The organism is Cellulomonas sp., from assembly GCF_036279715.1.
Taxonomy (GTDB): Bacteria; Actinomycetota; Actinomycetes; order Actinomycetales; family Cellulomonadaceae; genus Cellulomonas_A.
Genome location: NZ_DASUIR010000059.1, coordinates 1 through 15,839 on the forward strand (window position 1 = coordinate 1; position 15,839 = coordinate 15,839).

Annotated in this window: 17 protein-coding genes; 15 read left to right on the forward strand and 2 right to left on the reverse strand. The window is 74.3% G+C overall.

Annotation, left to right across the window (positions count from 1 at the left end):
• The 9 genes from VFW79_RS06345 to VFW79_RS06385 all read left to right on the forward strand — a co-directional run.
• Positions 1 to 435: hypothetical protein (locus tag VFW79_RS06345; protein WP_329676476.1), on the forward strand; the 435-nt coding region annotated here is incomplete at its 5' end.
• Positions 422 to 1,741, forward strand: coding sequence for a V-type ATPase 116kDa subunit family protein (locus tag VFW79_RS06350; RefSeq protein ID WP_329676477.1), 1,320 nt, complete (start codon positions 422 to 424; stop codon positions 1,739 to 1,741). The genes VFW79_RS06345 and VFW79_RS06350, both read left to right, overlap by 14 nt.
• Positions 1,738 to 2,172: an ATP synthase subunit C gene (locus VFW79_RS06355; RefSeq protein ID WP_329676478.1), complete on the forward strand. Its 435-nt coding sequence runs from the start codon at positions 1,738 to 1,740 to the stop codon at positions 2,170 to 2,172. The genes VFW79_RS06350 and VFW79_RS06355 overlap by 4 nt, the downstream gene beginning before the upstream one ends.
• Positions 2,173 to 2,185: 13 nt before the next feature.
• Entirely contained in the window at positions 2,186 to 2,413 is a 228-nt protein-coding gene (locus VFW79_RS06360) for a hypothetical protein (protein WP_329676479.1), read from the forward strand.
• Positions 2,410 to 2,934, forward strand: coding sequence for a hypothetical protein (locus tag VFW79_RS06365; RefSeq protein WP_329676480.1), 525 nt, complete (start codon positions 2,410 to 2,412; stop codon positions 2,932 to 2,934). The genes VFW79_RS06360 and VFW79_RS06365 overlap by 4 nt, the downstream gene beginning before the upstream one ends.
• Positions 2,931 to 4,688 (forward strand): V-type ATP synthase subunit A, encoded by a 1,758-nt coding sequence (locus VFW79_RS06370; RefSeq protein WP_329676481.1) that lies wholly within the window; start codon positions 2,931 to 2,933, stop codon positions 4,686 to 4,688. Before VFW79_RS06365 ends, VFW79_RS06370 begins: the two co-directional genes overlap by 4 nt.
• Entirely contained in the window at positions 4,685 to 6,151 is a 1,467-nt protein-coding gene (locus VFW79_RS06375; RefSeq protein ID WP_329676482.1) for a V-type ATP synthase subunit B, read from the forward strand. Before VFW79_RS06370 ends, VFW79_RS06375 begins: the two co-directional genes overlap by 4 nt.
• Positions 6,148 to 6,750 carry a V-type ATP synthase subunit D gene (locus VFW79_RS06380; protein WP_329676483.1) on the forward strand — a complete coding sequence of 201 codons (603 nt, stop codon included), beginning with the start codon at positions 6,148 to 6,150 and terminating at the stop codon, positions 6,748 to 6,750. The genes VFW79_RS06375 and VFW79_RS06380 overlap by 4 nt, the downstream gene beginning before the upstream one ends.
• The gene (locus tag VFW79_RS06385) at positions 6,747 to 7,199 is read left to right on the forward strand and encodes a universal stress protein (RefSeq protein ID WP_329676484.1); all 453 of its coding nucleotides are present in this window, start codon (positions 6,747 to 6,749) and stop codon (positions 7,197 to 7,199) included. Before VFW79_RS06380 ends, VFW79_RS06385 begins: the two co-directional genes overlap by 4 nt.
• Positions 7,200 to 7,204: 5 nt before the next feature.
• On the opposite strand, the gene VFW79_RS06390 is transcribed toward VFW79_RS06385, so the two are convergent.
• Positions 7,205 to 8,554, reverse strand: a complete 1,350-nt coding sequence (locus VFW79_RS06390) for a nicotinate phosphoribosyltransferase (protein ID WP_329676485.1) — start codon at positions 8,552 to 8,554, stop codon at positions 7,205 to 7,207.
• Positions 8,555 to 8,566: 12 nt separating this feature from the next.
• Positions 8,567 to 9,715, reverse strand: coding sequence for a hypothetical protein (locus VFW79_RS06395; protein ID WP_329676486.1), 1,149 nt, complete (start codon positions 9,713 to 9,715; stop codon positions 8,567 to 8,569).
• A gap of 168 nt (positions 9,716 to 9,883) precedes the next feature.
• On the opposite strand from VFW79_RS06395, the gene acpS reads away from it, so the two are divergent.
• Genes acpS through VFW79_RS06425 form a run of 6 tightly spaced genes read left to right on the forward strand, consistent with a single transcriptional unit; the run spans position 9,884 to position 15,658 of the window.
• Entirely contained in the window at positions 9,884 to 10,294 is a 411-nt protein-coding gene (gene acpS / locus VFW79_RS06400; RefSeq protein WP_329676487.1) for a holo-ACP synthase, read from the forward strand.
• Entirely contained in the window at positions 10,291 to 12,078 is a 1,788-nt protein-coding gene (acsA, locus tag VFW79_RS06405; RefSeq protein WP_329676488.1) for an acetate--CoA ligase, read from the forward strand. The genes acpS and acsA overlap by 4 nt, the downstream gene beginning before the upstream one ends.
• Entirely contained in the window at positions 12,075 to 13,082 is a 1,008-nt protein-coding gene (gene pdhA / locus VFW79_RS06410) for a pyruvate dehydrogenase (acetyl-transferring) E1 component subunit alpha (RefSeq protein ID WP_329676489.1), read from the forward strand. Before acsA ends, pdhA begins: the two co-directional genes overlap by 4 nt.
• Positions 13,079 to 14,083 carry an alpha-ketoacid dehydrogenase subunit beta gene (locus tag VFW79_RS06415; RefSeq protein WP_329676490.1) on the forward strand — a complete coding sequence of 335 codons (1,005 nt, stop codon included), beginning with the start codon at positions 13,079 to 13,081 and terminating at the stop codon, positions 14,081 to 14,083. The genes pdhA and VFW79_RS06415 overlap by 4 nt, the downstream gene beginning before the upstream one ends.
• The gene (locus VFW79_RS06420; protein ID WP_329676491.1) at positions 14,076 to 15,404 is read left to right on the forward strand and encodes a dihydrolipoamide acetyltransferase family protein; all 1,329 of its coding nucleotides are present in this window, start codon (positions 14,076 to 14,078) and stop codon (positions 15,402 to 15,404) included. The genes VFW79_RS06415 and VFW79_RS06420 overlap by 8 nt, the downstream gene beginning before the upstream one ends.
• The gene (locus tag VFW79_RS06425) at positions 15,404 to 15,658 is read left to right on the forward strand and encodes an acyl carrier protein (protein WP_329676492.1); all 255 of its coding nucleotides are present in this window, start codon (positions 15,404 to 15,406) and stop codon (positions 15,656 to 15,658) included. Before VFW79_RS06420 ends, VFW79_RS06425 begins: the two co-directional genes overlap by 1 nt.
• Positions 15,659 to 15,839 lie beyond the last annotated feature (181 nt).

A 15,839-nucleotide genomic window follows, 5' to 3' on the forward strand; every position in this document is an offset into this window, starting at 1 on the left:
CTGCGCCGGCTCGCCGAGGTCGCGCCACCCGCACGGTCGTGGGCGCAGCTCGCCGGCGCGCTCGTCGCCGCCCGGATCGTGCTGGTCGAGGATGCCGAGCCATCGCCGCCGCTCCGCAGGCTGCTCCGGCCGGTGATCGGCACCGCCTGGGAGACCGCGCAGGACCTCGACGCCCTGCGCAGCACGCTCCCCCGGGTCACGCGCCCCGTCCTCCGCGACCTCGACGACCCGGAGCAGCTCTGGCGCGCCGAGGCCCGCGTGCGGTCCACGGTCGAGTCCGACGGGTTCCGGCTGCTCCGCACGGCGCTGCCCGGACCCGACGTCGTCCTGGGGGCCATCGCGGTCCTGGCCGTCGACGCCTGGCGGGTCCGGGCCGCCCTCGCCGCGGCCTCGCTGGGCGCCGGTTCGAGCGAGGTGCTCGATGCCGTGGCGTGAGGCGCTGCGCCCGACGCGGATGGAACGGGTCGCCGTCGTCGCCCCGGAGGCCGGCCTGCGGCCCGCCCTCGTCGAGGTGGCCCGCAGCCGCGCGGTCGAGCTGGACCTGCCCTACGCACCGGGAGACGGGCCGGACGAGCTCGACCGGGCGCTCGGCTGCGCGGTCGCCTCCGGGCCCGTCGCGGGGCTCGTCGGGTGGGCCCCGACGCGCGAGGTGCCGGGCCTGGCCGAGCGCCTGGCCGTCCACGGGGCCGCCGCCGTACCGCTCGTTCATCCACGCGGCAACCAGCCCCCCACGCTGATCGCCGGGACGAACCGACTCTCGCGCACGCTGATCGACACCTACGGCACGGTGCCGTACGCGGACGTCGACCCGTCCCGGCTGGCCGCCCTCGCCTACGTGGTGATGTTCGGCATGATGTTCGGCGACGTCGGCCACGGCGCGGTGCTGGTCGCCGCGGGTCTCGTGCTGCGCAGCGGCAGGTTCGCCCGGCTCGCGCGGCTCCGCCGGGCGTGGCTGTTCGTGACGGGCGCGGGCCTCGTCTCGATGGTCTTCGGCGCGCTCTACGGCGAGGCGTTCGGACCGACCGGGCTGGTCCCCGTGATCTGGCTCGACCCGCTCGCCGAACCCGTGCAGCTGATGCTCACCGCGCTCGGGGTCGGGGCCGTGCTGCTCGCCGGTGCCTACGCGCTCGGGACGGTCAACCGGGTGCACGAGGGTGGCTGGGGGTACGCGCTCTACGCCCGCTCGGGGCTCGCCGGCTCCGGCCTCTTCCTCGCCGTGGGGCTGCTCGTCTGGGGAGTGACCGCGGGCATCGCTGCCCTGGTCACCGCGGGGGTCCTCGTGGGCGCCGCCGCGCTCGTGCTGACCTTCGTCGGGCTCCTCGTCGAGGCGGGCGGCGGCGGGACCGGGGCCTTCCAGGCGGTCGTCGAGGAGTTCGACACGGTCCTTCGGCTCGGGTCGAACATCGTGTCGTTCGCGCGGCTCGCCGCGTTCGGGCTCACGCACGCCGCGCTGCTGACCGTGGTCTGGGACGGCACGACCGCCCTGTGGGCTCCCGGTTGGCGCGCAGCGGCGGCCGTCCTCCTGCTCGTCGTCGGCAACGTGCTGACCTTCGGGCTCGAGGCCCTCGTCGCCGGGATCCAGGCCCTGCGGCTCGAGTACTACGAGCTGTTCTCCCGCGTGTTCCTCTCGGAGGGTCGCCCGTTCCGGCCCTGGGCCCCTGCTCTCGACGCCGACCCCGCACCGGCCGGGCCCGCATCGTCCCTCCACTCCGTCGGCTCGACCGAAGGGCGGCACCCGTGAATCCCTGGATCGCCATGATCCCCGTGGTCCTCCTCGCCACGACCGGAGCACTGCTCCTCGTCCGACGACGCCGCCGCACGGGCTTCGCCATCCTCGTCGGGGTGGACGTGGCCGTCCTCGTGGGCGCCCTCGTCGTGCTCGCGACCGTGCTCACGGGCTCGCCCGCCGACGCCACCGCCGGCGGAGCGGTCCCGGCCGCTGCGGCGACCACGACCGGGATCGGAGGGTCCGCGCTCATCGCCGCGGCGATCGCCGTCGCCGGGTCCTCCATCGGTGCGGCGTTCGCGGTCGCCTACACGGGCTCGGCGGCGCTCGCGGCCATGAGCGAACGCCCCGAGATCTTCGGGCGCGCCATGGTGGTCGTCGGTCTGGCCGAGGGCATCGCGATCTACGGCCTGATCATCGCGGTCATCCTCATCGGCAAGGCCTGAGGGGGCCCTCGCCGTGACGCGACGGTCCGTGGTGGCGCTGGGCGAGGCCGCGCTGGTCGAGGGCTACCGGCTCGCCGGCGTCGAGGTGCGCGCCGCAGACACGGCCGACGACGCCCGGCGGATCTGGGCGGACCTGCCGGGCACCGTCGCCGTCGTCATCCTCACGAGCCGGGCCGCGCGCGCCGTCGGACCAGCGCTGGCGGACCCGACGTCGCCGTTGACGGTCGTGATGCCGTCATGACCCCGCTCCCCGAGCGGTCGGTCGCGGCCCTCGACCCGGTGCGGGAGTCGCTCCTCTCGGCCGCCCGGGCGCGCGCCGAGCAGCTCGGCCGGTCCGCGCAGGAGGAGGCCGACGCCGTGCGCGCCGCCGCGCAGCACGAGGCCGACGAGATCCTCGCCGCGGCCGTCGCCGACGGCGAGCGGACGGCACGGTCGGCCGCGGCCCTGCGGTCGGCGCGGGTGCGGCGCGAGGCGCACGAGACGGTCCTGGCGCAGCGCAGCGCGATCCGGGCCGAGCTGCAGCGGCAGGTCGCCGAGGCGGCCACGGCACTCCAGTCCGACCCTCGGTACGCCGAGCTGGTGGCCCGGCTCACCGAGAGCTGCCGCGCGGTGCTCGGGCGGGACGCCGACGTCAGCCCGAGCCCGCTCGGCGGCGTCGTGGCCCGGTCCGGGAGCCGCCACCTCGACCTGTCGCTGCCCACGCTCGCTGCGCAGACGCTCGAGGCCATGGCGGACGACGTGAGCGAGGTGTGGACACCGTGACGGCAGGCGACACCGTGACCGCGCGGCCAGCCGGGGCCATCACCCGGGTCAACGGCCCGCTCGTCGAGGTCGAGGGGGTCAGCGACCTGTCGATGCGCGAGCTCGTCGCCCTCGGCCCGCGGCGGATCAGCGCCGCCACCGTCGCGATCGCGGGCGACCGGGCGACGCTGCAGGCGTACGAGTACACGGGCGGTCTGCGCGTCGGGGACCGCGCCGAGCGCACCGGCAACGAGCTCTCTGCGCTGCTCGGCCCCGGGCTGCTCGGCCAGGTGTTCGACGGTCTGATGCGGCCGCTGTCCACCGCGCCGCTCTGGCTGACGCCGGACCGGGTCCCCGTCACGGCGGACCCCGGCACCCTCGAGCGCCTCTGGACCTTCGTGCCGACGATGCAGCCCGGCGCGCACGCGTCGCCCGGCGACGTGCTCGGGACGGTGCCGGACGCGGGGGCGGTCGAGCACCGGGTCCTCGTGCCGTGGGACGTGTCCGGCGAGCTCACGTGGCTCGCGCCGCCGGGCGAGGTGCGCCCCCTCGACGTCGTGGCCCGGGTCGACGACCGGGACGTCCGGCTCGCCGAGCCGTGGCCCGTCCGGCTCGCCCGACCGTTCCAGGACCGCCCCGCCGGCGTCGTCCCGCTGCACACCGGGCAGCGGGTCCTCGACCTGCTCTACCCGGTCGCCCGCGGTGCCGCCGCAGCGGTCCCCGGTGGGTTCGGCACGGGCAAGACCGTGCTGCTGCAGCAGATCGCGAAGTGGAGCGACGCCGACGTCATCGTGTACGTCGGTTGCGGCGAGCGCGGCAACGAGATGGCCGATGTCCTCGACGGCTTGTCCAGCCTCGTCGACTCCCGCACGGGCGGTCGCCTGATCGACCGCACGGTCATCATCGCGAACACGTCGAACATGCCGATGATGGCGCGCGAAGCGAGCATCTACACCGGGGTCAGCGTCGCGGAGTACTACCGCGACATGGGGTACGACGTCGTCGTCATCGCCGACTCGACGTCCCGCTGGGCCGAGGCGCTGCGTGAGTTCGCGAACCGCAACGGCGACCTCCCGGCCGAGGAGGGCTACCCCGCGACCCTGGCCTCCGCGCTCGCCGCCTTCTACGAGCGCGCCGGCCGGGTGACGACCCTGGGCGGTCTGGATGCGTCGGTCACGCTGATCGGTGCGGTGTCGCCGCCGGGCGGTGACCTCACCGAGCCGGTCACGACCGACACCGAGCGCTTCATCCGGTCGCTGTGGCTGCTCGACCGCGACCTCGCGTACTCCCGGCACTACCCGGCCGTCAGCTGGACGGGCTCGTTCGCTCGCGATGCGGACGCCGTCGGGCAGTGGCACGCCGCCCACGGCGACCCCGGCTGGCGCACCCGCAGGGCGCGGACCGCCGCGCTGCTCGCGGAGGCGGACCGGCTCACCGAGCTCGCGGAGATCGTCGGGGCGTCGTCGCTGCCCGGCCACGAGCGCATGGTGCTGCTGGGCGGGCGGCTGCTCCGCGACGGTGTCCTGGCGCAGAGCGCCCTGAGCGAGAACGACGGGTTCTGCACCGCGGCGAAGGGGGCCGCGCTGATCGACATGGTGCTCGAGGTCATGGACTGCTGCCAGCGGCTCGTCGAGCGCGGCGTCGCGGCCACGACGATCGAGCAGGCCGACCTCGGGCTCGTCGTCCGTGCGCGCGAGGAGACGGGCCCCGCGGATGCCGACGGGGTCACCGCTCGGTCCCTCGAGGCCGTCCGACGGCTCGAGGTGCTGCTGTGACGGACGTCCTGCGCACCGATGAGCTCGCAGGACCGGCTGCCCGCGCCGCCGTCGCGTACAGCGACGTCCGCGAGCTCCGGGGTCCGCTGCTCGTCGTCGGCGACGTCGACGGGGTCGGGTGGGACGAGTTCGCGACCGTCGAGGTGGGCGGGTCGGAGCGCCACGGCCTCGTGCTCGAGGTCGACCGGGACCTCGCGACGCTGCAGGTCCTCGAGGGCACCGACGGGATGGCGCCGGGCGGGGTCCGCGTGCGGTTCGCCGGCCGCCCGCTGCACGTCGCTGTCGGCGAGGACTGGCTGGGTCGCGTCTGCAACGGTCGCGGAGAGCCGCTGGACGGCGGCCCGCCGGTGACCGGCACGACCGCCCTGCCGGTGAGCGGGTGGCCGCTCAACCCGGTGCACCGCGAGCCGCCGCAGGAGCCGGTGCTCACCGGGATCTCGGTCATCGACGCGCTGACCACGCTCGTCCAGGGCCAGAAGCTGCCGATCTTCTCGGTCCCGGGCCTGCCGCACCTCGCGCTCGCGACGCAGATCGCGGCGCAGGCCACGTCGCACGGGGCCGGGTTCCGCGTCGTCTTCGCCGCCATGGGGATGCCCCACGCGGAGATCGCCTACGTCCGCGACCGGCTCGAGGAGCGGTCAGCGGCGGGCGAGCTCGTGCTGCTGCTCAACTCCGCGGACGACCCCGTGATCGAGCGCATCCTCACCCCGCGCATCGCCCTGACGGTCGCCGAGCACCTCGCCTACACCGAGGGTCACGACGTGCTCGTCGTGATGTCCGACATGACGAGCTACGCCGAGGCCGTCCGCGAGGTGTCCGCCGCACGGCGCGAGATCCCGGCCCGGCGGGGGTACCCCGGCTACCTCTACAGCGACCTCGCGAGCCTCTACGAACGCTGCGGACGTGTGCGCGGACATCCCGGCTCGGTGACGATCGTCCCGGTGCTCACCATGCCGGCCGGGGACATCACCCACCCGGTGCCCGACCTCACCGGGTACATCACGGAGGGCCAGGTCGTGCTGTCGCCCGACATCGACGCGCGGGGCATCTACCCGCCGGTGGACGTCCTGTCCTCGCTCTCGCGGCTCATGCGCAGCGGGGCGGGACCAGGCCGGACCCGCGAGGACCACCTCGACGTCGCCGCACAGGTCATGGCGGCGATCGCCCGGGCCCGCCAGGCGGGCGAGCTGGCCGAGCTCATCGGGACGGGGGCTCTCAGCGAGACCGACCGCAGCTACCTGCGGTACCGCACGGTCGTGGAGGAGCGGCTCTTCCACCAGGGCACCGACGAGCACCGGTCGCTCGACAGCACCCTGGACCGGGCCTGGTCCGCGCTCGCCGAGCTCCCGGCGCAGGAGCTGACGATGCTGCCCGTCGAGCTCCTCGACCGGTACCTGCCTGCCGCTGCGGCAGCCCCGACAGCAGCGCCGTCCGCAGCGCCGAGTGCGACGGGCCGGCCATGAACGACACCGGTCGAGCGGGTCGGATGCGCGTCGAGCGGAGGCTGCGCACCGCGCGTCACGGCGCCGACCTGCTGGACCGCAAACGCCAGATCATGGCCGACGAGCTCGAACGCCTGCAGCTGCACGAGGGCCGCCTGCGCGACGAGTGGGAGACCTGCGCGCGGGTCGCCTCGGTGTGGCTGCAGCGCACGACAGCCCTCGACGGCCAGGCGGGGATCCGGTCGGCAGCGCCCGCCGAGGCCGCCCAGGTCGAGGTGGCGTGGGACAGCGCGATGGGCGTCGCGTACCCCGTCGACGCGTCGTGCACGGCGCCGCAACCGTCCCGCCCGGGCGGCAGCTCGGCGCTGTCCTACGCGACGGCCGCTCATCGCGCCGCGGCGAGCGCCGCCGTCCGGCTCGCCGCGGTCCAGCGCGCCGTCGTGCTGGTCTCCGCCGAGCTCGCGGCGACCCACGCCCGGCAGCGCGCGGTCGAGAACCGGTGGATCCCTCGGCTCGAGGAGCAGCTGCGCACGATCCGCCGTCGCCTCGACTCCCAGGAGCTCGAGGAGGCGCTGCGGCTGCGCTGGGCCGCCGAGCCGACGCGGACCGGTGTCTCATGACGGACGTCGTCGTGGTGGCTGTGAGCGACTCGCCCGCGGCGTTCGGCGCGGCCGAGGTCGCGGTCGCCTACGCCCGCCGGCTCGACGCCCGACTGCACCTCGTCGCGGTCATCGAGGACGCGGAGGTCGGCCGCCGGCTCGAGTCGACCCACCCGATGGCCGATCGCCGCGAGCTCGCGGCGACCGCCGCCCTCCACCATGTCGCGGCGCTGTGCGCGTCGGCGCAGGTCCCGAGCACGACCAGCTGCCGCCGCGGGCACGTGGCCGCCGAGATCCTGCAGGAGGCCCTCGCCGTCGACGCGAGCCTCATCGTGATGGCCCGCGTCGACCGGCCGGGGCACGCGCTCCCCTACGTCGGCAGCCAGACCCTGCGGGTGCTCGAGTTCGCGACGGTCCCGGTCCTGGTGGTCCCGGTCCACGACCACGGCGGCCGTCGTCGAGAGCGCTGACGCCGCTACCCCTCGACGGAGTACGACGCCCTGACCTCGGCGGCGAGCCTCGACAGCGCGTCACTCGGAACGGCCCGCGAGGCCCGCGGCGCGGTGATGTCCAGGGCCTCGGGCGGCAGCCAGGCCAGGTCGGCCTCGAGCCGGGCCCGGGCGTCGGCGACCGAGCTCGCCGGGCGCACGCGGACCCCGGCGCGGACCACGTCGCTCAGGAGCGGCTCGGCCGCCTCCGGCCCCGGCTCGTCGCGCCGCGCGACCACGTCGGGCGCACCGGCCCGACGCCACACCTGCTTGGGTCCGGGCCAGAACGCCTTGCCCGGTGAGAGCTTCATGGTCGGGCGGCCCTCGTACGCGACCAGCTTGTAGGCGGCGTCCTGGACGGGCGCGTCGGCGACGACCCCGATCTTGGTGCCGACCGCGAACACGTCGACCGGCGCCCCGGACCTGCGCATCGCGTCGACGTCGTTCTCGTCGAGACCGCCGGACACGATGATCTTCACGCTCGTGAGGCCTGCCGCGTCGAGCCGGGCCCGGGCGGCTCGCGACTCGGCGGCGAGGTCGCCGCTGTCGAGGCGGATCCCGGCGACGTCCTGCAGCCCACGGTCGACGATCACCGCGATCGCCGCGTCGATGCCGCGCGGGGTGTCGTAGGTGTCGACGAGGAACGTCGGCGCGGAGGGGAACTCGGACGCGAACGCGCTGAACGCGTCGTGCTCGCTCGCGAACGCCTGCACGTACGAGTGCGCCATCGTGCCCGTCGCACGCAGCCCGTAGGCGATCGCGGCACCGACGTTGCTCGTGGCGGCGAAGCCCGCGACGGCCGTCGCACGGGCCACGGCCATGCCCGCCTCGGCGCCGTGCGTGCGACGCAGCCCGAAGTCGACCACCGGCGTTCCCCGGGCCGCGATCGTGCACCGCACCGCCTTGCTCGCGACGGCGACCTGGTACGCCACCGCGTTGAGCACGGCGGTCTCGACGAGCTGAGCCTGCGGCAGCGACGCGGTCACCTCGAGGAGCGGCTCGTCGGCCAGGACCACTCGGCCCTCGTCGACGGCGCGGACGTCACCCGCGAAGCGGAGACCGCGCAGCGGTGCGAGCAGCTCGGGCGGGCAGTGCAGCAGGCCCGTCAGCGCGTCGACGTCCCGGTCCGTGACCTCGAAGGCGGCCATACGGTCCACCGCCTCGTCGATGCCGGCTGCGACGAGGAACCCGCGCGACGGCGGCAGGCGCCGGACGAACAGGCTGAACGTCGCCGGTGCGAGCATGCCGCGCCGCACGTACGACGCGACCATCGTCACCTCGTACAGGTCGGTGACGAGGAACGGCCGGACCCCCTGCCCGACGCCGCCGCGGTCCACCTCATCGCCCCCTCAGTAGCGGAAGACCGCCGCGACCTGACCGCCACCGGGCACCCCGGGGTCGGTGAACGTGAGCACCTGGCCCCGCCGCAGCAGCGTGCCGGTGGCCGCGCGGTCGAGCCGCTCGCACGGTGCGATGGCAGGGTCGCGGCCCAGCTCGACCACGGTCGGGCCGGCCGCGCCCACCTGCTCCCAGCACCACGGGTTCGCGGCCAGGAGCAGCGTCTCGACCCGGCCGGCCGTCGCCGCCTCCTCGATCTGGTCCAGGTCGCTCGAGGCGAGCCCGGTGCCGTTGAGCTCGGCGAAGCGGTCGACCGCGTGCTGCCGCACCGCGGACAGCCGCTCGGCGACGACCGGCCAGGCAGCATCGTGGAGGTCCGCGGCGGAGAGCTGGTCGGGGTTCTGGCGCACGTCGCGGTCGAGGATGTGGCCGTAGGACGCGACCTCGCGGAACATCCCCACGAGCGGCTCGAGCCCCACGAGCACCATCGGCAGGTCCTGCTGGCTCAGGTAGTCGTGCAGGCCGTCGGCGACCTGCTTGAGGAACCAGCGAACGTCGTCCTTCTTCGCGTTGTCGTCGCCAGCTCCGCCGTAGAAGACGGCGGTCCCGGACCGGCCGCCGCCGAGCGGGCGGGCTTCGGCGCCGCCGCGCTCGGGCGGTGCGATGACGTCCCGCAGGCTCGCGGGTACGTCGCCGAGGGCGACCTCGTCGAGCCGGTGCTGCGTCCCCTCGAGCAGCCGCATCCTGCGCTGGCTCACGGTGAGCACCAGGAAGTGGCCGTCGCTCGCGAGGACGCGCACGAGCGGGCCGACCACGAACCGGTCGCCCACGACGGCGACCTCGGGCACGTCGACGGGCACCCGGTAGACGCGGGTCCAGCCGGGGCGGAGGAACACCGCCAGCCCGTCGCTCATGCGCTCCCACGCGGAGGAGTCCGCGTGCAGCTCCCACGCCGGCGCGAGCAGCTCGTCGATGTCGGGCTTGCGCTCTCCCCGGGCGGCGAGCACCGACGCCACGCCACGCACGAGGTTCTTCCAGCGCAGCGGGTCGGCCTCGAGCTCACTCCCGGACCGGTGCGTGGGCATGAACAGCGACACGTGCGTGCCCTGCTCGCCCGGCGCTGCCAGCGCCTCGAGGTCAGCTGTTGTGAAGAGATCCATGACGTCCTCCTCCATCCCTCGGTGCCACGTCGAAGGCTCGAGCGAGTCGTGACGGGGCCCTCCTCCAGTGATACCAGCGCTTGCGGGCCGATGGAGGGTCAGCCCGACTTGCGCGAGATGTCCGGGAACGGGACCGTGAAGAGGCACGGTCCCTCAGGAGGCGCCGCCATGGCGAAGCCGCAGTCCGAGAGGCGACTCGACGTCGGCGTCGATGTCGTCGACGTGGCGCGACTGGCCCGGGTCGTCGCGCTCCGCGGGACGGCCCTCTACGACCGGGTGTTCACCACCGACGAGCTCGCGGACTGCCGTGGCAGCGTGCGCCGGTTGGCCGCGCGGCTCGCCGCGAAGGAGGCCGCCGCCAAGGCGCTCGGCACGGGCATCGGGCCGATCGGCTGGCGCGACGTCGAGGTCCGGATCGGCGGGCACGGCGAACCCGAGCTGTCCCTGTCCGGGGCCGCGCAGGCCGCCGCGGGCGACCGCGGCCTCGACCGCTGGGCCGTCAGCCTCACCCACGACCCCACGCACGCGGTCGCCGTGGTCGTGGCCACGGGACCTCCGAGGATCGAGACGCAGCCATGAGCTACCCGACGATCCACAAGGGCCCGCAGGACTGGCGGGTGCCGCCGAACCTGCCCGCGGACGCACCCGAACGGACCGCGTTCACCTGGGACGTCGCCCGGTCGTGGCTCGACGGTCTGCCGGGCGGCGCGGGCCTCAACATCGCGCACGAGGCCGTCGACCGGCACGCCTCCGGTCCGATGGCCGGCCACGTCGCGATCCGCTGGCTGGGCAAGCGCGGCGAGCGGGAGGACCTCACGTACGAGGACCTGCGGCGTCGGACCAACCAGTTCGCCCACGTGCTCGAGAGCCTCGGCGTGCAGCGCGGCGAGACGGTGTTCACCCTGACCGGACGCGTGCCCGAGCTGTATGTGGCCGCCTTCGGGACCCTCAAGACGGGCGCCGTCCTCAGTCCGCTGTTCTCGGCCTTCGGTCCTGAACCCGTGCGGCAGCGCCTGGAGATCGGGCAGGGGCGCGTTCTCATGACGAACCGCGCGGCCTACGAGCGCAAGATCGCCGGGATCCGGGACGGCCTGCCGCGCCTCGAGCACGTGCTGCTGACCGACGTCCCCGCCGGGGCCCCCACCCCGGACGACACGGTCTCGCTCGCCTCGCTCATGGCCGCCGCCGCCGACGACTACGTCATCGGGCCCACCGACCCGCAGGCCCCTGCGCTGCTGCACTTCACGAGCGGCACCACGGGGACCCCCAAGGGCGCGGTGCACGTGCACGAGGCGGTCGTCATGCACTACGCGACGGGCAGGTTCGCGCTCGACCTGCACCCCGACGACGTGTTCTGGTGCACCGCCGACCCCGGCTGGGTGACCGGGACGTCGTACGGGATCATCGCGCCGCTGACGCACGGGGTGACGAGCATCGTCGACGAGGCCGAGTTCGACGCCGAGCGGTGGTACCGGATCCTCGACGACGAGCACGTGACCGTCTGGTACACCGCGCCGACGGCCGTCCGGCGGCTCATGCGGCTCGGCGGCGAGCTGGCCCGCGCGACCGACCTGAGCGCCCTGCGGTTCGTCGCGAGCGTCGGCGAGCCCCTGAACCCCGAGGCGGTCGTGTGGGGCTCCGACGTGCTGGGCCTGCCCATCCATGACAACTGGTGGCAGACCGAGACCGGCGGGATCATGATCGCGAACACGATCGCCGCGGACATCCAGCCCGGGTCGATGGGGCGCCCGCTGCCGGGTGTCGAGGCAGCCGTCCTGCGGCGCGGCCCGAGCGGCGTCGTCGAGCACGACGGCGCGGTCGAGGTGCTGGGCCCGGGCCTCGAGGGCGAGCTCGCGCTGCGTCCCGGGTGGCCGTCGATGTTCCGCGGCTACCTGCACGAGGACGAGCGCTACCGCCGGTGCTTCGTCGGGGGCTGGTACCTCACGGGCGACCTCGTGACGCACGACGCCGACGGCTACTTCTGGTTCCTCGGCCGGTCCGACGACGTCATCAAGTCCTCGGGCCACCTGATCGGCCCGTTCGAGGTCGAGAGCACACTGCTCGAGCACCCCGCCGTCGCCGAGGCCGGGGTCATCGGCAAGCCCGACCCGCTCGCAGGCGAGATCGTCAAGGCGTTCGTCGTCGTGAAGCCCGGCGTCACCGCCGACGACGCGCTCCAGCGCGAGCTCATCGGCTTCGGGCGCTCGCGTCTCGGAGCCGCCGTGGCCCCGCGCGAGCTCAGCTTCGTCGAGGACCTCCCGCACACGCGCAGCGGCAAGATCATGCGCCGGCTCCTGCGGGCCCGCGAGCTCGGCCTGGCCATCGGCGACCTGTCAACCCTCGAGGGAGAGGACACGACATGACATCGACCCTGCCGTCGGGCGGCGGCGGTCCCGACCTCGCTGACGGAGCCGAGGGGCAGGTGCTCCTCCGGGAGATGCTGCGGGTCCGCCGGTTCGAGGAGCGCTGCGTCGAGCTCTACAGCGCGGCCCAGATCCGCGGCTTCATGCACCTGTACATCGGCGAGGAGGCCGTCGCCGTCGGCGCGATGCAGTCCCTGCGGGCCGACGACGCCGTCGTCTCCACCTACCGCGAGCACGGCCACGCGCTCGCGAAGGGCCTGCCGGCGCGGTCGATCATGGCCGAGATGTTCGGGCGCGTGGAGGGCTGCAGCCGCGGGCACGGGGGATCGATGCACCTCTTCGATGCCGAGCGACGGTTCTACGGGGGCAACGCCATCGTCGCCGGGGGGCTGCCGCTCGCCGTCGGTCTCGCGCTCGCCGACAAGCTCCGCGGCCGGGACCGGGTGACCGCGTGCTTCTTCGGCGAGGGCGCCATGGCCGAGGGCGAGTTTCACGAGTCGATGAACCTCGCAGCGCTGTGGTCGCTGCCCGTCGTCTTCCTGTGCGAGAACAACCTCTACGCGATGGGCACCGCACTGGCCCGCTCGGAGTCGCAGACCGACCTCGCGCTCAAGGCCGCGGCCTACGAGGTGACGTCCTGGGCCGTCGACGGGATGGACGTCCTCGCATGCCGGGCGGCCACGCAGCGCGCGGTCGACATCGCCCGCGCCGGGGGCGGCCCCTGCTTCGTGGAGTACCGCACGTACCGGTTCCGCGCCCACTCGATGTACGACCCGGAGCTCTACCGCAGCAAGGAGGAGGTCGAGCTGTGGAAGACCCGCGACCCGATCGACGCCCTCGAGCGGCAGCTCACGCGCGCCGGCCTCCTGGCCGCAGGGGACCGTGACCGGATGGAGGTCGAGATCGCCGTCGAGATCGACGACGCCGTCGCGTACGCCGAGGCGGGGACCCTGGAACCCGTCGAGGACCTCACCCGCTACGTCTACCAGCGAGCGCTGCCATGACCACCACGACCCCCACCGCGACCACGACCACCTTCCGCGAGGCCTACCGCCAGGCCCTGCGCGACGCGCTCCGCCGCGACGAGCTCGCCTTCCTCATGGGCGAGGACGTCGGTATGTACGGCGGCTGCTTCGGCGTGAGCAGGGGCCTGCTCGAGGAGTTCGGCCCCGAGCGCATCCGGGACACGCCGCTTTCGGAGTCCGGGTTCGTCGGCGCCGGCATCGGCGCCGCCCTCAACGGCATGCACCCGATCGTCGAGATCATGACGGTCAACTTCAGCCTGCTGGCCCTCGACCAGATCATGAACAACGCGGCCTCGATGCTGCACATGTCGGGCGGACAGCTCAACGTCCCGCTCGTCATCCGCATGACGACGGGCGCCGGCCGTCAGCTCGCGGCCCAGCACTCGCACAGCCTCGAGGGCTGGTACGGGCACATCCCGGGCATCCGCGTCCTCACCCCCGGCACCCTCGAGGACGCCCGCGGCATGCTCTGGACCGCGCTGCAGGACCCCGATCCGGTGCTGATCTTCGAGAACGGCACGATGTACCCGGTCGAGGGCGAGCTGTCCCCGGATGCAGGACCCGTCGAGATCGACCACGCAGCCGTCCGTCGCACGGGCGACGACCTCAGCCTCATCACGTACGGCGGCTCGCTCCCCCGGACCCTCAGGGCCGCGGAGCTCCTCGAGGCCGACGGGATCTCGGCCGAGGTCGTCGACCTGCGCACGCTGCGCCCGCTCGACACGGCCACGATCCTGGGGTCGGTGCAGCGCACGCACCGCGCGGTCGTCGTCGACGAGGGCTGGCGCACGGGGAGCCTTGCGGCCGAGGTGTCGGCCCGCATCATGGAGGGCGCCTTCTACGACCTCGATGCACCCGTCGCGCGCGTGTGCAGCGCCGAGGTGCCGATCCCGTACGCGCAGCACATGGAGCAGGCCGCGCTGCCGCAGCCCGAGGGCATCGCCCAGGTCGCCCGGGAGCTGGTGAGGGGTCATGGCTGAGTTCCGGATGCCGTCCCTCGGTGCCGACATGGACTCCGGCACGCTCATCGCATGGCGCATGGCGGTCGGCGACCACGTCGCCCGGGGTGACATCGTCGCCGAGGTGGACACCGACAAGTCGGTGATCGACGTCGAGACGTTCACGACCGGGACCGTCGAGGAGCTCCTCGTCACCGAGGGGGCGCGGGTGCCGGTCGGGACCCCGTTGGCGGTCATCCGCGAGGACGCCGTCGCCGGCGGGGAGGCGGCCGAGCATCGCCCTGGTCCGGGCCTGGGCGCAGCGACGACCGAGGGTGCGGCGCCGTCCGCGGTCGCACCCGGGGCCCCCGCGCCACCTCCGGTCGCACCGCAGCCCGCGGCACCGGTCTCCGCTCCAGCGCCGACCCCTGCCCCCCTCGCGGGCGCACGTCGACCGTTGGCGTCACCGCTCGCACGACGTCACGCGGCCGCCCTGGGCATCGACCTCGCGTCGGTCGTCGGTACGGGGCCCGACGGCGCGGTCACGACGAGCGACGTCGACCACGCCGCCGCTGCGCACAGGGCCGGCCGGGCGGAGTCGCCGGCACCGGCCGGCGTGCCAGCGACATCGCCGACCGAGGGGCCGGTCGCAGCAGCAGCCGAGCAGCCCGCACCGCAGCCGCTCTCGAAGGCCGAGCGCCAGGCGGCCGTCCGGCGGGCAGTCGGCGCGTCGATGGCCCGCTCGAAGCGGGAGATCCCGCACTACTACCTCGCGTCCGACATCGACCTGGCCCGCGCGGTGCACTGGCTCGACGACCGGAACGCCGCCGTCCCGGTCACGGAGCGGATGCTGCCGGCGGTCCTGCTGCTCAAGGCGACGGCCCTCGCGCTGCGCGAGACCCCGGACCTCAACGGGTTCTGGGAGCAGGGGCAGTTCCGTCCCGCCGACGGCGTGCACGTCGGGGTGGCGATCGCGCTGCGTGGCGGCGGGCTCGTGGCACCGGCGCTCCACGACACCGACCACCTCACGCTGACCGAGCTCATGACGGGCCTGCGGGACCTCGTCGCCCGCGCGCGCGCCGGTCGGCTGCGCTCGTCGGAGGCGTCCGAGCCGACGATCACGGTCACGAGCCTCGGCGACCAGGGCGTCGACGTCGTGCAGCCCGTGATCTACCCGCCGCAGGTCGCGATCGTCGGCTTCGGCCGGATCCGGCCACGCCCGTGGGCCGTCGACGGGATGCTCGGGGTCCGACCGGTCGTGACCGCGACGCTCGCGGCGGACCACCGGGTCAGCGACGGCCACCGCGGTGCCGTCTTCCTCACCGCGCTCGACCGCCTGCTGCAGGCACCGGAGGAGCTGTGATGGACGAGAACGCACTGCACGCGACGGTCCTGCGTGTCCTCGGTGAGGTCGCGCCGGAGGTGGACCTGACGAGCGTCGACCCGGCCGAGGACCTGCGCGACCAGCTGGACCTGGACTCGATGGACATCCTGAACCTGGCCATCGGGCTGTTCCAGGCGACCGGTGTCGAGGTCCCGGAGCGCGACTACCACCGCATCGTGACGGTCGACGGCGCCGTCAGCTACCTGGCGCAGGCGATGGCGCCACCGACGTGACGGGCCCGGCGGGCTCCGAGATCAGATGGTGAAGGCTGCGACGCGGGTGCGCAGGTCGGCGGAGAGGCGGGCGAGCTCGGTGACCGAGTCGCCCATCTGCCCGAGCACGTGCGCGGACGCGTCGGCGGACGTGGCGACCCCCGTGATGTTCGACGCGATCTCACTGGACCCCATCGCGGCC

Excerpts from the sequence above, each read along its gene's own strand:
- VFW79_RS06420 (WP_329676491.1), top strand. The coding sequence starts at position 14,076 with ATGGCTGAGTTCCGGATGCCGTCCCTCGGTGCCGACATGGACTCCGGC.
- acpS (WP_329676487.1), top strand. The coding sequence starts at position 9,884 with ATGGCGAAGCCGCAGTCCGAGAGGCGACTCGACGTCGGCGTCGATGTC.
- VFW79_RS06425 (WP_329676492.1), top strand. The coding sequence starts at position 15,404 with ATGGACGAGAACGCACTGCACGCGACGGTCCTGCGTGTCCTCGGTGAG.
- VFW79_RS06350 (WP_329676477.1), top strand. The coding sequence starts at position 422 with ATGCCGTGGCGTGAGGCGCTGCGCCCGACGCGGATGGAACGGGTCGCC.
- VFW79_RS06385 (WP_329676484.1), top strand. The coding sequence starts at position 6,747 with ATGACGGACGTCGTCGTGGTGGCTGTGAGCGACTCGCCCGCGGCGTTC.
- VFW79_RS06395 (WP_329676486.1), bottom strand. The coding sequence starts at position 9,715 with ATGGATCTCTTCACAACAGCTGACCTCGAGGCGCTGGCAGCGCCGGGC.
- VFW79_RS06415 (WP_329676490.1), top strand. The coding sequence starts at position 13,079 with ATGACCACCACGACCCCCACCGCGACCACGACCACCTTCCGCGAGGCC.
- VFW79_RS06365 (WP_329676480.1), top strand. The coding sequence starts at position 2,410 with ATGACCCCGCTCCCCGAGCGGTCGGTCGCGGCCCTCGACCCGGTGCGG.
- acsA (WP_329676488.1), top strand. The coding sequence starts at position 10,291 with ATGAGCTACCCGACGATCCACAAGGGCCCGCAGGACTGGCGGGTGCCG.
- pdhA (WP_329676489.1), top strand. The coding sequence starts at position 12,075 with ATGACATCGACCCTGCCGTCGGGCGGCGGCGGTCCCGACCTCGCTGAC.
- VFW79_RS06380 (WP_329676483.1), top strand. The coding sequence starts at position 6,148 with ATGAACGACACCGGTCGAGCGGGTCGGATGCGCGTCGAGCGGAGGCTG.